Source organism: Clostridium sp. MSTE9 (assembly GCF_000277625.1).
GTDB classification, from domain to species: Bacteria; Bacillota; Clostridia; order Oscillospirales; family Acutalibacteraceae; genus Faecalispora; species Faecalispora jeddahensis.
In genome coordinates this window covers 1-14,373 of the sequence record NZ_AKFU01000029.1, presented here as the reverse complement: position 1 = coordinate 14,373, position 14,373 = coordinate 1, and the positions used below count along the sequence as shown (strand labels likewise).

The window sequence follows — 14,373 nt, the reverse complement described above, 5'->3', positions numbered from 1 at the left end:
GCTTCTAAAAACGACAGTCATTGGGAAAGGAACTTTGTCATGAGATTGCGCTGCCGCGATGTAGTGGAGGGGATGGAAAGGGCCGAGAACAGGGCTTTATTCAAAACGATGGGATATACCGATGAAGATTTGCAAAAGCCCCTGATCGGGGTTGCAAATACCTGGAGTACGGCCGTTCCCGGGCACTATAACCTAAGGCAGATAGCCGATGCTGTAAAAGACGGCATCCGGATCGCCGGCGGGACGCCTGTGGAATTTGGTCTGATCGGCGCCTGCGATGGAATTGCTGAGGGACATATTGGCACCAGGTATATCCTGCCTACCAGAGAATTGATTGCCGACAGCGTGGAAGCCATGGCGCAGGCCAATCGATTTTCCGGTATGGTATTGCTCGGTTCCTGCGATAAGATTATCCCCGGCCTGCTGATGGCCGCCGCCAGGATCGACCTTCCCGCGCTGATTGTCAACGGGGGTCCTTCACTGGGGGGCTGCGACTGGAATGGCAGGGCTTCGGATGCCACAAGCCTTGCGGTAGCCTTAGGCGCTTATCAGGCCGGGAAAATCACACAAGAGGAATTCAAGCAGCTGGAAGACAGAGTCATGCCTACCTGCGGTTCCTGTTCCATGCTGGGAACGGCAAATACCATGAGCTGCGTTGCGGAAGCATTGGGAATGATCCTGCCGGGTACGTCGACCATTCCCGCCGTTTATTCGGAGCGGCTGCAGGCGGCACAAAAATCTGGCAAAGCTATAGTCGAACTGGTTCGGCAGGGAATTACCTCCAGACAAGTCATGACACAGGCCAGCCTGAGGAACGCGGTGCGCCTTAGTTCAGCGATCGGCGGTTCCACCAACGTTGCGCTGCATCTTCCCGCCGTTGCCTATGAACTGGAGCTGGAATTCGATATGGAAGAGTTTGATGCTCTGTGCCGCAATACTCCGCTGCTGGTGAAGCTCAATCCCGCATCCCCCTATAACATGGTCGATTTTCATCATGCCGGGGGCATCCCTGCCGTATTACAGGAACTGAAGCCTCTTCTGGATTTGAATGTGATGACCGCCGCTGCCCGATCGTTAGCAGATGTTTTAAACACGATGTCTTCTTTGATTCAAACCGATCGGGCCGTCATTAAAAGTCTGAAAGAACCATATGCGGGCTCTGGCGGATTGGCCGTTTTATGGGGGAACCTCGCGCCGGACTCGGCCGTTACAAAACCCGCGGCGATCGACCCGGATATGCAGGTGTTTCAGGGAAAGGCCCGCTGCTTCGATTCGGAGGAGGATGCCCTGAAAGCGGCTCAGGAAAACAAAATTCAACCCGGCGACGTGCTTGTGGTACGGTATGAAGGGCCCGTCGGAGGGCCCGGGATGCCTGAGCTGTATCTGCTGATGAAGCTGATCGATGGTTTGGGGCTGGCAAAAGAAGTCGCGCTGATCACAGACGGTCGTTTTTCCGGCACAAACAGCGGGTGCTTTGTGGGGCATATCTGTCCGGAAGCCGCTGTCGGCGGCCCAATCGCTTTGCTTCAGGATGGAGATTCCATTGTGATCGATATCCCGCGGCGTTCAATTCATGTTGATATCAGCGATGAGGAATTAGCGGCCAGAAAAGAAGCGCTCCGAAAAAAAGCGCCCTGCCGCATCAAGAGCGGATATTTGAATTTGTACCGAAAACTGGTGGAGCCCGCGTGGAAAGGGGCCGTTATCCAACATAGAGATCTGTAGATAAGGGCGAATCAAAGGCTGAAGTGCCGATGATTGCAAATGAAATAGATCATAAATACTGTTTGTCCCATTTGGGCGGCTCAAGGGATCGAACAGTCATCTGGAAATACGCGATGATGGATAAGAAGATCTGAATTCGCGTGATTAGAGGAGGGGATATTGCCCGGGTTGACAGAGCCAACCGAAGGGCAGGGGTTGTAGAAAAGTGCTTCCAAAAAAAGGAATCGCAGTATTTTTCCGGCGGTTCAGTGTGGTGCGTGGATGAAATCAGCCGGGGGAGCATCCCAACGGTAGAAGCAGAGAAATTGCAAAGAAAAAAGGAGGGTACTTTATGATCGCATTATTGACTAACCCGATTATGATTGCGGTTATCGTCATGCTGGTTCTGTGTTTTGTCAAAGTCAACGTTGTTTTTTCACTCGTTATTTCTTCCCTGATCGGCGGTCTTCTGTCCGGAATGAGCGTTTCCGATACGATGGGCCTGTTTACGGAGGGCATGGCGGGCAACGGTGAAGCGGCGCTCAGCTATGTGCTGCTGGGAGCTGTCGCCGTGACGATTGAGCGGTGCGGCCTCACGGCCAAGTTGTCCGGGAAGATGGGGGGCATCATCAAAGGCAGCAAAATGAAGCTGCTTGCGATTTTGATTTTCATGTCTTTCCTCTCACAGACCTTTATTCCGATTCATATTGCGTTTATGCCGATGATCATTCCCGCCATGTTGGTACTTATGAACCAGATGAAGCTGGACAGACGCCTTGCTTCCTGTGCGCTGGCGTTTGGCCTGAAGGGAACCTGGGTCACGTTCCCCATCGGGTTCGGTTTGATCTTCCATACCATCGTATCCCAGAACATGACAAAGTTCGGCATGCCGATTGCGGTAATGGATGTTTGGCATTACACCTGGTTCCTTGGTTTGAGCACAGTTGTCGGCTTTATCGTAGCCTATTTCCTCTATAGAAAGCCCAGAGAATATGTGATGGAAGGCATCGGCGGTGTGCAGGAAGAAATCGTTGCCGAGGACACTAACACAGAGGGCGGCAAGCCCCTGATGAAAACGCAGTGGGCAACAATGATCAGCGTGATTTTGATTGTTGTGGTGCAGCTTGCTTTTGACTCCATGATCCTGGGCGCTTTGGCCGGCCTGCTGCTGTTCCTGCTGCTGGGCGTGGTAAAGATGAAGGATATGGGCGATGTGGTTGATCAGGGCATTAGCATCATGGGCTTTATGGCGTTTGTGATGCTTACGGCTGCGGGCTTCAGCAACGTGCTGAGCAGCAGCGGACAAATCGACGCTCTGGTACAATCCACCATCAGTGTTGTCGGTACCAACAAGCTCGTTATCGCGATCGTTCTGATTCTCGTAGGCCTTGTGCTGACCATCGGCACCGGTTCCTCGTTCGGCACCGTTCCGATTTTGGCGGCACTGTATGTTCCGTTCGCGCAGGTGATCGGCTTCAGCGTTGGCGCGACCGTCATTCTGATCGTCGGCGCGGCGACGATGGGCGAGGCGGGTTCCCCTGCTTCCGACTCCACCTTGGGGCCGACGGCTGGTCTGAATGCCGACGGGCAGCACGACCATATTCAGGACAGCTGTATCCCACAGATTATCACCCTTGTTTCTAGCGCTTTGGTCTTTGGTATTGTAGGAGCAATGATCTTCTAAGAAATCATCAGTTCGGGGCAGACTCATCCGTTACAGATGATTTTGCCCCGAAATACATACTTGAGAATGCAGGATATGGATCGCACTGGAGTTGTTTCCTTGCTTCTCAACCTCTGGATCGTTCATCTAACGGTAAATAAAAAGGAAAGCCGGTTTCCCCAATCCTCTGAATCAGATGCTTTGCCCGAACAGCAGATTCCCGAGGGGGATACTCCGCCAGAGGCTGTTCCTTTTTAAACTTCCGCCGGTTGCTTTGCCGTGCCGAATTTTTACTGTATCAAAAAGCTCCCAGATGCGGAATATCTCCGTATCTGGGGGCTTTTGCGTTCTATTTTAAATTTGTCCTTTTGTATCCTGTTTGCGCACAATTCCGGAATATATGAAATGGATATTGAAACACATTTTGTCTATAAAGGCAAGCAGGCTGAATACTTGTGCGGGGAAGAGAAAGCAGCCTTGAGTTCGGGCAGACCGTGTATACGGCAGATCGTTTCTGTAACGCCTTTTCTCAATTCGTTTTGCACTCCGCGTGAAACGACAATTTTTTCATCAGGTAACGCATCGTGTCGCCCCTGCTGATCGTTCCCACAAGAACGCCGTTTTGCGTTACCGGGATTTTGCTCAGCTTATGTTCGTAAAACAGTCGACAGACCTCCGACAACGGGGTGATGAATTCCACGGTTATCGTGTGCTTTGTTGCGATTTCCAATATGTTTTTTTGCAAAACCTCCTTGGCTTTGGACACAAACTCTTCGTTGTCCGGCAGCACATAAGAAAAGGATTCCCCGACAACATGCACATCTTGCCTTGCCATATACCGCAGAACATCCCCATCCGATACATAGCCGATAATGTGCCTGCTGCTGTCGATGACAGGCAGCCCGCTTGTGCGGTATTCGATGAATTTTTCAATCACGCGTTCAATGGAATCGCCGGACGATACCGTGTAAGGATCCGAGTGCATGGCTGCGTCAAGCTCTGATACAATTCTGCTTTCCGAAACAATATCGGCCTTTTTGCGGTCTTTCACCTTAACAATGACCACGATAAGGCTGATAACAGCAATGACGATGCTGAGATAAAACGCGGCGTGAATCCCGATTAACTGTGACTTTGCCGAATTGTCACCGCCAAACAAATTTGTAGCGAGTGACATGGCCGATACCATAAGGGCAACGCCAAAGGTAGAGGCAACTTGACGCATGGCGCTTGACACCGCGTTGCCGTGGTGCAGAATCTCATCCGGCAGATTGCCGATTGACCAGATGTTGATCGGCGTATTGGCAAGCATCAATCCAAAAGAACGGGCACAGTAAACAATAATCATTAATACAATTGGGGTGTCAAATCCCCACAAAGCCATTCCCAGCGAACCGAGTGACAGCAAGGATACTCCAGCAATTGAAAGGTACCGTGCCCCGAATTTATCGTGTAAATTGCCCGCAAAATATCCCCCGATTGCTCCTAAAATCGAGCCGGGAACCATGACCAATCCGGAAATTGTGGCCGAAAATCCGCGTACAGTCTGGATATAGATGGGAAGGGTGAGGGATACTGCCGCAAGGGATGCTGAGATCAGCATGGAAATCACGATTCCATACCGGAACTGCTTGTCCAGGAATACCCGAAGCTCTAAAAATGGCTCTGCAAGCCGAAACTGACGTCGTGCAAAAAGAAAAAGTATTCCGGCGCCCAAAGCAATCAAGATCACTGCGGCAGGCAGGGTTTCCATCTTATCGAGTATAGAAAAGCCGTAAAGCAGACAAAAGAGCCCCAATGACGATTCCGCGACGGACATTTTATCGAGAGAGACGGGTTTTGTCGTGCCAGAATTTTTCATCACAAAGGTTGCAACAAGGATGATGATTGCCGCTAGCCCCGCCATAATCAGAAACATGGTATGCCAGCCTGTGATATCCGTAAGTATGCCTGAAATCGCGGGGCCCATTGCGGGCGCAAACATGATGACGAAGTTGTACATTCCCATTGCGCTGCCCCGTTTTTCGTGGGGAAAGATAAGGAGCAGCACAGTCATTGACATTGGCAGCATAACGCCCGCACAGATCGCCTGCAGGATACGTCCGGCGAGCAGAACAGGAAAGTTAATCCCCCAAGCCGCAAGCAGACTGCCGACAAAAAATAAGCTGAAAACGGCGATAAACAGTTTCCTTGTTGAAAATCGATCCATTAAAAACGCTGAAACAGCCACGACAATGGCGTTGACTAAAGTAAAGCCAGAAACGAGCCACTGTGCGGTGGCCGCGGTTATGTTCAGTTCGGCCATAACCGAGGGGATGGCCGGATTCATTAGCGTTTGGTTCAGCACCGATAAAAAAGCGCCACAGATCAAGACAATGACTGTGGCTTTTTGTCCTTTTCCCATATTGTAATATTCCTTTCAGGTCTTGGATTGGCAGTGTTGCGACAGCTTTTATGAAGATTATTCCAACAAATAGCCGCGAAAGCGGGCCACATATAATTTTGCAGCCGTCAGCATCGTTTCTTTCTGGTTTTCATCCAAACTTTCCATTGCCTTGCTTTCCGCGTTTTTCATCTTTTGAATCACTTCAAGGGCAAATGCCCGCCCTTTGTCAGTAAGATGAATCACCTTGTGCCTTCTGTCAGAATCGAGCTCGACCATTCGAATGGCCCCGTGACGCAGCAGGGCCGTTACGATCGCGTTGACCGTCTGTTTTGGAAGGAAGGTGTATTCACAGATGGTTCTTTGTGTGCAGTCCCCATCGTGTTCCAGAATGATTCGGAGAGCCGACAATGTACTGTAAGAAATTCCAAGACTTTTCGCATATGCTTCATATTGGGCATTCAGTTCAAAATAAATGCGCAAATACTCATTCGCATTCGTTTCTGCTTTTGTCATAGTAATTCTCCTTATTTAGTCTCATTGTATAATAGTCTTAAATGGGACTATCCTATCATACTATGATAGGATCATAAAATCAAGACTCACATCATTGCTGAGGGTACAGTCGTGTGTTTATATCTTTCTTTTTTCAAGTTGAAATATAAAATCAATCTTACAGGAAACTTCTTTCTGCAGATACGCTGCAAGGGTTGAACGATCGAATTGCCAGGTCAAGTACAGTGATTGATAAAAAAAGCCTTCGGCTGCGCGTTCATTCCGCGGCCGAAGGCTTTTCATATCTTTTTTTACCGGTACGATTCGCTTCCAGTCTCTCTTTCCGGTTTATTAAAAAACTTGATCCATATGTCGCCGAGTTAAGCCAGGCATTTGTCAAGCGAAGCGCAGATAGCAGCTTCGTCCATGTCCGCCCCGATAAAAACCAGCTTGGTCATGCGGTCACCTGCCTGCTCATCCCAGTTGTTCCGCGAGAGGGGATCGCGCTGCCACGCCTGCTCCCTCTCTTTTGGGGAGGCCGCCGCCAGCCAGCGGGAAAAGGGCTGTACGCTGACGGATTTACCCGCTTGCTCAAGAAGGAAGGAGGTATCGTCCTCTCCGTCAATCCAGACAAGTCCCTTGCAGCGAATTACCTGGGCAGGAAAACGATTGACCCATGCTTCCAGCCGATCGTCGTGAAAGGGCCGGCGGCGGTAATAGACAAAGGTGGAAATTCCATATTCGTCAAGATGCTGGTGTTCGTCATGATCGTGATGATGTCCATCGTGATTTTCCCCGTGGCCGTGATGCTCCGCCTCGTGGTGATCGTGTATTTCCTCTTCATCCTGTTCATGCTCAATGGTCTGCGCCCAGCCGGCAGAAAGAAATGTCTTGGAAAAATCAAAAAGACGAAGGTTCAGAATATCTTTGGACGGAACATCCGCAAAGCTGGTTTGCCTGATTTGGGCCGAGGGCTGCAGCGCCTTTACGATGGCTTCGACCTTTGCGGTTTCCTCCTCCGACAGCAAATCTGTTTTGTTCAGCAGAACCAAATCGCAGAACTCGATCTGCTCCACCAAAAGCTGTGCGATGTCCGCCTCTCCATCTGGGTATAGGAGCGCTTCTCCGCCGGAAAATTCCGTCAGCAGGCGGTAGGCGTCCACAACGGTTACGACAGAATCCAGACGGCATAGGGTGGGGAGCCCCTGATCCTTCATGGTTCCGTCCAGCATGGCGATGGACTGCGCGATCGGCAGCGGCTCGCAGATGCCGCTGGCCTCGATCAGAATATAGTCAAAGCAGTCGGCTTTTGCCAGCCGCACGATCTGGGTGATCAGATCCGTCCGCAGAGTGCAGCAGATGCAGCCGTTGGTCAGCGCCACCAGACTGTCGTCGGTGATGGAGGCGTGACCCTTCTCGCTGATCAATGCGGCGTCAATGTTTATCTCGCCGATATCGTTGACGATCACCGCAATTCGCAGTCCCTGTGGGTCGGCCAGCAGCCGGTTGACAAGGGTCGTTTTACCGGAACCGAGATAGCCGGTCAGCACGGTGATCGGGATGGGCTTTCTCATAACAATCGCTCCTTTGCTCTTTCAGGCGGATCGTCTGCGCCGTTACTGAATGACGACCTTCGTATCGTTTTTAATGTTGTCATAGAACCATTTTGCGTTGTCCATCGAGAGACGCACGCATCCATGCGAGGCAGGTTGTCCCAGTTTTTCAGCTTCACCTGCGATCATTTCCCTGTTTTCATCAAAAGGAAGACTGTGGAACAGATAGTTTCCATAGAACTGTGTCCAGTAATAAGCGCCCTCTTTTAGGCTTTTATTATAGAACGACTCCCCGCGGTTCGTGACCGTGTAGTTTCCGGTGGGCGTTTCATAGCCTTCCATTCCGGTGGAGCAGGGAAAAACCTGAACAACAAGATTTTTCGCGTCCACAACAGTGACCTTCTGATCCTGTATCGAAACATAGACGGTGAGCGGTTGGGCCGCTTTTGCATAGGAAACCTGCGCAAAAGCGGGGAAGGTCTCCTGTTCCTTTGTTACGTTCGAAGCATCGGTACCATTCGCCGGTGTGATCTTCAGATAATTTTTATTGCACCAGCCGGTCCGGCCGTCCGGGGCTTTCACTTTTACCCAATCGCCATCGGGTTCCTCCAGAATGCTGAGCTTGGTTCCTTTCGAAACGGCAAATACAACGTCCTGATCCGTACCCGCGGAAAGCCGAATATTTAAACTGTCCAGCGTCTCCCCCTGATACGCCGGCTTTTCGGGCACCTTTGAGGAATTCTCCGCTGGAACTTCACTGCGCGGCGCCTGCGAATCCGCCGCTGAGGACGGCTGGGAAGACGGGGAAGTGGAGGTCAAGGCGCCGGCGCTTGAATTCGGCTGCTGTGTGTGAAATACATCGACATTTCGCAGCGCATATCCCGCGGTCAGAAAAGCGGCTCCGGCCAGCAGTAATGCGATCCACTTTTTTGATTTCCTTTTTTGTCTTTTCATGATTTCCGGTTCCTTTAATTGAAATTTCAGTATTCGTTCCAAATGCACACATTTTGCATTTGTGCCCATTATAGTTTGATATGATTTTCTTGTCAAGCACAAGGATTCCGGATTAAGTGGTCGAAATAACATGGATGGACACGATTTTTCAGGAGAAACCCCTGCCGGGCAGCGAGTTTTTCTTGCGGCCCGGCAGGGGAGTTGTGTGTCCGTGTATCCGCGGCAGATGCCGTTATGGCGTTATTCTGCGCCGAAAAGAGCGGTCAGCTCCTGCCGGTTCAGGTGGCGGCCGATAAAGCAAAGCATATCGCCGCCGACGGCAGAGTTTGTGATCTGAACGTCACCTGGAAGATATTGGAAGTTCAGATATCCGCCGGTACCTTGAACAATCCCCTTGGCGCGCAGAATCGATCCCTTTGCGCTCTGTTCCATGCGGGACACAAGAAAAAGCAGGTCTTCTGTGCGGAATCTCCGTTTTGTCCGGACGGTCACGGTATCAAAAATCTCTTCCGCCGCATGGTTATGTCCGCACCCGCAGGCCCCATGATGCTCGTGGTGGTCATGGTGGTCATGGTGGTCATGGTGATCAGAGCAGGCGAGCTCCGCATGGCTATGATGGTCATGGCTGTAGTGGTCACAGCAGATCGGCTTCGCATGCTTCGAATGCTCAGAACAGGCCGCCTCCGCATGAGAATGTTCATGGGAATGGCTGCAGTGGTGGTCGTGTCCGCAGTGCGCCTCACGCGGATGAGGCGCCAGAATCTCGCCAGCGGCAATTTGCTCCCATGGTTCGGAAAAGAGGCGGGCATGCGGATTCAGTTTCTTCACCAGTCTGCGGGCCGGTGCGGCCTGGTCCGGAGAAAGTCCGGCGCGGCTGAGAAGAACGACATCTGCGTTTTCAATCTGATTGATGAAAAACTCGCCGAAATTCTCCAGATACATTTTGCAGCGCTTTGCGTCCGCAACGGTAATTCGGCTTTTTACCCTCGCCAGGGATTGAATCTGTGGATCGGCGCACGCCGTTACAATGTCGGAAAGCTTGCCGACCCCCGACGGCTCAATAATGATTTTATCGGGCTGATAGCGCTTTAAAAGGTCTTTGAGCGCGCTTACAAAATCACCCGAGAGGCTGCAGCAAATGCAGCCGGCACTGATTTCCCTAATTTCCACGCCGCTGGATTTCAGCAGCGCGGCATCCACGCTGATCTCCCCGAAGTCATTTTCGATCAGCGCTACCTTTTCTTGCGCAAACGCTTCACTCAGTAGCTTTTGAATCAGCGTGGTTTTGCCTGCGCCCAAAAAACCTGAAATAATATAAATTTCTGTTGCCACTGGCCTCATTCTCCTTTGATTCAATAAAAATAAATAACGGGATCGGACGGAGTACCTTTTGCAAACCGAACAATATTATTTGGTTTCCTTATGCAGCGTGTGCTTGCGCAAACGGGGGCAATATTTCATACATTCCATTCTTTCGGGATGGATTTTCTTATTTTTTGTTGTCGTATAATTTCTGTCTCCTGTTTCTGTGCATGCCAACGTAATTTTTTCTCTCATCGTAAGACTCCTCTCAAAAAATTACCAACTGGATTTATGAACACCGGGGATTTTCCCCTGATGCGCCAGCTCTCGGAATAGAATGCGGGATATGCCGTATTTGCGCAGATAACCGTGGGGCCGCCCTGTCAGAGCACAGCGGTTGTGAACCCGTACCGGGGAAGCATCTCGCGGCAGCTTGCTCAGTGCGGTGCGATCACCCGCTTGGATCAGGGCTTTGCGCAGTTCGGCATACTTTTCTACTGTCTGCTGCTGACGCAGGTGTTTCATCATTTTTGATTTTTTTGCCATTATTAACTCCTTTTCAATCGGCGGTTGTTTTCCGACACGTACAAATCGCTTTCCCAAGTATCAGGAAATGATGCAAATCTGTTTTAGGTATGATCGTGGCGTCATCCCTTATGCATGCAGTTTTTGCAGTAGCCGTATACCTCCAGATTGTGCCCGACCACCTGAAACTCCCTTTCCGGGAGGCCCGGAAAAATTGTTTCGATCGCACACCTTTCCAGCGGAATGATCTTATGGCAATTGATACATACGGCGTAATGCTTATAGTGGAAACGGTTCAGCTCATAAACCGCCGTTTCACTGCTCATGACGGAAAGCTTTGTTACGATCCCTTTTTTCACAAAAAGGCTTAGGATCCGGTAAACAGTAGAGGGCCACGCCGGGTCCTGCTCAGTTGTGATTTTAGAACAGAGTTCCTGAACGCTCAAAGGGCTTTCCGCCGCTTCCAGCGCAGAAAGCACGCGTTCGCGCGGCTTGGTTTTTTTCAAACCGGCGGGCCAGTTGTTTGTAAAATCCGTCATAGGTAAGATGCCTCCCGTAATGCACAGCGAGCGTTAATGCAAATGCAAATCATGTGCATTATACCAGATTATATGTCGCTTATTCATTGAAGTCAAGTATTTTTCGTCCTATTTTTACGAAACCGGGCTGCTTTTGAAGGAACGAACCCTTTTCGCGATTTGCTTTCCGGCCAGTACCAATACGAGCATCGCAACAGAAACCAGCGCGGTAAAGCCGCCGGGTGCCACATTCAGGTAATAAGAGAGAAAAAGCCCGAGCATGATATCGAGAAAACTGAAAACGATGGAGAACAGGAACGTATGCCGAAAGCCCTTTTCCAGCTGCAGCGCCGTCGCGACAGGGAGGGCAATCATAGAGCTGAGAACCAGAACGCCGACGATCCGAATGGAAATAGAAATGGCGGAGGCGACCAGAATCGAAAATACATAATTGATCAGCCGGACTCTCACGCCCGCCACCTTGGCCGCTTCCTCATCGTAGGCAATGTAAATCATTTGGTGGTATAAAACAATCAGCGTCAAAACGGAGATCAGGCTGAGAATCAGAACCATAGCCATATCGAATTTCGTAACGGTAAGAATGCTGCCGAACAGGAAAGAGTCGGCGTTCGCGTGGAGCTTACCGGAGCTGATGATCGTAATGGCGGTACCGACGCTCAGGGAGAGAACGACCGTGAGGATCAGGTCGGTATACTTTTTGAAATAGCTGCGCAGAAACTCAATGAGCGCGCCGCAGAAAGAGGTGAAGAGGAACGCCCCCAGAACAGGATTCTGCCCGCAAATCAGGCCGATCGTGACCCCCGCCAAAGAGGCGTGGGAGAGAGTATCGCCAATCATGGAATAACGGCGCAGGACCAGAAAAATACCGATACAAGGGCACAGTATGGAAATAAAAACAGATACGAACAACGCGTTCTGCATGAAATTATAGCTGAGCATTCGATTCACCTTTCTTTTCTCCGTGAAGATATTCCTTTGTATATTGCTCGGGAGTGCAGAGATGTCCGCGCCCCGCCGCCAGATGATACAAAAACGTCGAGTTGGCAATGGCGGCGTTCAGGTTGTGTTCGACGGAAACAATCGTGATCCCTTTTTCCCGGTTCAGTTTTTTGAGAAACCCGTAAATCTCTTTCTGGCTTTCCATATCCACCCCTGTGGACGGTTCATCCAATATCAGCAGATCGGGATTTCCCAGCAGGGCCCGTGCAATCAGAATCTTCTGTCCCTGACCGCCGGAGAGCGTTCCCACCAGTGCGTTTTCAAAGCCGTTCATGCCTACCTGCGCAATGCCGGACGCAACGACGCTTTTGTCTTTAATTTTCAAAAGCTTGCGGTACGAATGGAGCATCTCAGAAACAGTGATCGGGAAATTCGCGTTTGAAAAATCGTTTTTTTGCGGAACATACCCGATTCTCTTTGCCTTCGATTCGATGACACCGCCGGTCGGTTTTATGAATTTCAGGATCAGCCGCATCAACGTGCTTTTGCCGCAGCCGTTTTCACCGACCACAGACACATAGTCGCCGTCGGATATTTCCAGTGAGATATCGTTTAATACATACGGGGGAGAACCCGTATAAGAAAAAAACAGATTGCTTGCCTGGATCATGAACATGGTCACCTCTTTTAAAATGGTGCGTGCTTTGCGCCGAGCGCCCTACAAAGCAGAAAACACTTTGCAAATGCGTTTCGTTTGCGCTTGACAAATCAATTTTACGCGCCTATGATATAGATTATAAGCGCAAATGCACTCCATTTGCAAGTGTAATATAGGAGGTTGTTAAGAATGTTTCAAAAAGCAGCAGCGTTGCTGTTAAGTCTGACGATCCTGATGGGCGCCACGGCTTGCAGCAATGGGAGTCCGACAGAGCAGCAGGGGAGCAGCAGTGCCGAAAGCACAAGCTCAGCGGAAGCGGAAAAAATCCCGGTTTCCGTTACCTTTAACGCGATGAAGGAATTTGTAGAGGCTGTCGGAAAAGACAGGGTAGAGGTCGCTACGATTATTCCGGACGGCACGGAGCCGCATGATTTTGAACCCAAGGCGCAGGACCTGGCAGGGCTGAGTAAAGCCAAAATTTTTGTATATAACGGGTTTGGCATGGAAGCCTGGGTGGAAGATGCGATCAAATCCGCAAATAATTCGAGTCTCATCACAGTAGAGGCTTCAAAGGGCGCGGAACCAATTCAGAACACGGAAGAGGAAGAAATCGAAGAACACGGCCAATATGATCCTCACCTGTGGCTCAGCCTCAAGGGCGCGGAATTGGAAGTGAAGAATATCAAAGAAGCGCTGGTCAGCGCGGATCCTTCCAATAAAGAGTTCTATGAGACAAACTGCAACGACTATGTCGCCCAGCTGGAGAAGCTCTACACGGAGTATCAGGGAAAATTCCAGTCCGTGAAAAAGAAGAGCTTTGTCACCGGGCATGCCGCTTTCGGCTATCTTTGCCGGGAATTTGGCCTGGAGCAGAACAGCGTGGAGGATGTATTCGCTGAGGGTGAACCCAGTGCGCAGCAGATGACGGAGCTTGTGAAATACTGCAAAGAGAATCAGGTAACTACCATTTTTGCAGAAGAAATGGCCAGCCCGGAGGTTTCTAAGACTTTGGCAGACGAAGTCGGCGCCAAGGTGGAAACGATCTATACGATCGAAGGCGGCGAAGACGATAAATCCTATCTGGAGCGCATCGAAGATAACCTTTCCAAGATTTATGACAGCCTTGCCAAATAACCGTTAACAGTCAGCCGTCCAAACGCGATGCCTTGGCGGAGAAATAAGGAGTTGTCAATGATGTATGAGGATAAAGTACTTGTCTGCGCGGACTGCGGAAAAGAATTCATTTGGACCGCTGGGGAGCAGGAGTTTTATGCGGAAAAGGGGTTCACGAACGAGCCCAAGCGGTGCAAGGAATGCCGGTCGGCCCGCAAGAACACAGGGGAACAGCGCCCCCCTCGTCAAATGTATGATGCCGTTTGTGCGGCCTGCGGCAAGCCGTGCAAGGTTCCCTTTCAGCCGAGCGGGGAGCGGCCCGTTTATTGCAGCGAGTGCTTTGCGAAGATGAAAGCGGGGGCGGCGGTGTAACCCCTGCCAATGGGTGCGATCTTTTTCTTTAATTTCGATTGCGGAATCGGAGAAAAGCTGGGCCGGGATCGCCGTTTTACGCTCTTTGTAAAGCTCCCTCATCAATCTGAAACATAACAGCCGGCCGTACAGGCTGTAATAGCAGAAAGCGCCGGGACCACGAAAGATCGTGG

At 50.6% G+C, this 14,373-nt stretch carries 14 protein-coding genes; 4 read left to right on the top strand and 10 right to left on the bottom strand.

The features are described from left to right. Positions 1-45: 45 nt before the first annotated feature. Positions 46-1,725 (top strand): dihydroxy-acid dehydratase, encoded by a 1,680-nt coding sequence (gene ilvD / locus HMPREF1141_RS06110; protein WP_196795029.1) that lies wholly within the window; start codon positions 46-48, stop codon positions 1,723-1,725. A 331-nt stretch (positions 1,726-2,056) separates the two neighbouring features. Then, positions 2,057-3,388 (top strand): Na+/H+ antiporter NhaC family protein, encoded by a 1,332-nt coding sequence (locus HMPREF1141_RS06105; RefSeq protein WP_009062180.1) that lies wholly within the window; start codon positions 2,057-2,059, stop codon positions 3,386-3,388. 508 nt (positions 3,389-3,896) lie between these two features. On the opposite strand, the gene HMPREF1141_RS06100 is transcribed toward HMPREF1141_RS06105, so the two are convergent. From HMPREF1141_RS06100 to HMPREF1141_RS06055, 10 genes are all read right to left on the bottom strand, one after another. Then, the gene (locus HMPREF1141_RS06100) at positions 3,897-5,771 is read right to left on the bottom strand and encodes an MDR family MFS transporter (protein ID WP_009062182.1); all 1,875 of its coding nucleotides are present in this window, start codon (positions 5,769-5,771) and stop codon (positions 3,897-3,899) included. A 57-nt stretch (positions 5,772-5,828) separates the two neighbouring features. Next, positions 5,829-6,266, bottom strand: a complete 438-nt coding sequence (locus HMPREF1141_RS06095) for a MarR family transcriptional regulator (protein ID WP_009062142.1) — start codon at positions 6,264-6,266, stop codon at positions 5,829-5,831. A 359-nt stretch (positions 6,267-6,625) separates the two neighbouring features. Further along, positions 6,626-7,819, bottom strand: coding sequence for a GTP-binding protein (locus HMPREF1141_RS06090; RefSeq protein WP_009062151.1), 1,194 nt, complete (start codon positions 7,817-7,819; stop codon positions 6,626-6,628). 42 nt (positions 7,820-7,861) lie between these two features. Next, positions 7,862-8,752, bottom strand: a complete 891-nt coding sequence (locus HMPREF1141_RS06085; RefSeq protein WP_035316645.1) for a L,D-transpeptidase family protein — start codon at positions 8,750-8,752, stop codon at positions 7,862-7,864. Between the two features lie 240 nt (positions 8,753-8,992). Next, positions 8,993-10,084 carry a CobW family GTP-binding protein gene (locus tag HMPREF1141_RS06080; RefSeq protein WP_009062144.1) on the bottom strand — a complete coding sequence of 364 codons (1,092 nt, stop codon included), beginning with the start codon at positions 10,082-10,084 and terminating at the stop codon, positions 8,993-8,995. A gap of 75 nt (positions 10,085-10,159) precedes the next feature. Next, a complete protein-coding gene (gene rpmG, locus HMPREF1141_RS06075; protein ID WP_009062131.1) occupies positions 10,160-10,309 on the bottom strand; it encodes a 50S ribosomal protein L33 in 150 nt (49 codons plus the stop codon). Positions 10,310-10,330: 21 nt separating this feature from the next. Then, on the bottom strand, positions 10,331-10,600 hold the full coding sequence (gene rpsN / locus HMPREF1141_RS06070; protein WP_009062184.1) for a 30S ribosomal protein S14: 270 nt from the start codon (positions 10,598-10,600) through the stop codon (positions 10,331-10,333). 101 nt (positions 10,601-10,701) lie between these two features. Next, a complete protein-coding gene (locus HMPREF1141_RS06065; RefSeq protein WP_009062162.1) occupies positions 10,702-11,118 on the bottom strand; it encodes a Fur family transcriptional regulator in 417 nt (138 codons plus the stop codon). A gap of 114 nt (positions 11,119-11,232) precedes the next feature. Next, a complete protein-coding gene (locus HMPREF1141_RS06060; RefSeq protein ID WP_035316643.1) occupies positions 11,233-12,057 on the bottom strand; it encodes a metal ABC transporter permease in 825 nt (274 codons plus the stop codon). Then, entirely contained in the window at positions 12,044-12,727 is a 684-nt protein-coding gene (locus HMPREF1141_RS06055) for a metal ABC transporter ATP-binding protein (protein WP_035316658.1), read from the bottom strand. The genes HMPREF1141_RS06060 and HMPREF1141_RS06055 overlap by 14 nt, the downstream gene beginning before the upstream one ends. Positions 12,728-12,904: 177 nt before the next feature. On the opposite strand from HMPREF1141_RS06055, the gene HMPREF1141_RS06050 reads away from it, so the two are divergent. After that, positions 12,905-13,849, top strand: a complete 945-nt coding sequence (locus HMPREF1141_RS06050; protein WP_009062175.1) for a metal ABC transporter substrate-binding protein — start codon at positions 12,905-12,907, stop codon at positions 13,847-13,849. 60 nt (positions 13,850-13,909) lie between these two features. Then, the gene (locus tag HMPREF1141_RS06045) at positions 13,910-14,200 is read left to right on the top strand and encodes a zinc-ribbon domain containing protein (protein WP_035316641.1); all 291 of its coding nucleotides are present in this window, start codon (positions 13,910-13,912) and stop codon (positions 14,198-14,200) included. The last annotated feature ends 173 nt before the right edge of the window (positions 14,201-14,373 follow it).

What these genes read in the sequence shown, in the direction of transcription:
- HMPREF1141_RS06105 (WP_009062180.1), top strand. Translation starts at nt 2,057, where the DNA reads ATGATCGCATTATTGACTAACCCGATTATGATTGCGGTTATCGTCATG.
- HMPREF1141_RS06100 (WP_009062182.1), bottom strand. Translation starts at nt 5,771, where the DNA reads ATGGGAAAAGGACAAAAAGCCACAGTCATTGTCTTGATCTGTGGCGCT.
- HMPREF1141_RS06095 (WP_009062142.1), bottom strand. Translation starts at nt 6,266, where the DNA reads ATGACAAAAGCAGAAACGAATGCGAATGAGTATTTGCGCATTTATTTT.
- HMPREF1141_RS06090 (WP_009062151.1), bottom strand. Translation starts at nt 7,819, where the DNA reads ATGAGAAAGCCCATCCCGATCACCGTGCTGACCGGCTATCTCGGTTCC.
- HMPREF1141_RS06085 (WP_035316645.1), bottom strand. Translation starts at nt 8,752, where the DNA reads ATGAAAAGACAAAAAAGGAAATCAAAAAAGTGGATCGCATTACTGCTG.
- rpmG (WP_009062131.1), bottom strand. Translation starts at nt 10,309, where the DNA reads ATGAGAGAAAAAATTACGTTGGCATGCACAGAAACAGGAGACAGAAAT.
- rpsN (WP_009062184.1), bottom strand. Translation starts at nt 10,600, where the DNA reads ATGGCAAAAAAATCAAAAATGATGAAACACCTGCGTCAGCAGCAGACA.
- HMPREF1141_RS06065 (WP_009062162.1), bottom strand. Translation starts at nt 11,118, where the DNA reads ATGACGGATTTTACAAACAACTGGCCCGCCGGTTTGAAAAAAACCAAG.
- HMPREF1141_RS06060 (WP_035316643.1), bottom strand. Translation starts at nt 12,057, where the DNA reads ATGCTCAGCTATAATTTCATGCAGAACGCGTTGTTCGTATCTGTTTTT.
- HMPREF1141_RS06055 (WP_035316658.1), bottom strand. Translation starts at nt 12,727, where the DNA reads ATGATCCAGGCAAGCAATCTGTTTTTTTCTTATACGGGTTCTCCCCCG.
- HMPREF1141_RS06050 (WP_009062175.1), top strand. Translation starts at nt 12,905, where the DNA reads ATGTTTCAAAAAGCAGCAGCGTTGCTGTTAAGTCTGACGATCCTGATG.
- HMPREF1141_RS06045 (WP_035316641.1), top strand. Translation starts at nt 13,910, where the DNA reads ATGTATGAGGATAAAGTACTTGTCTGCGCGGACTGCGGAAAAGAATTC.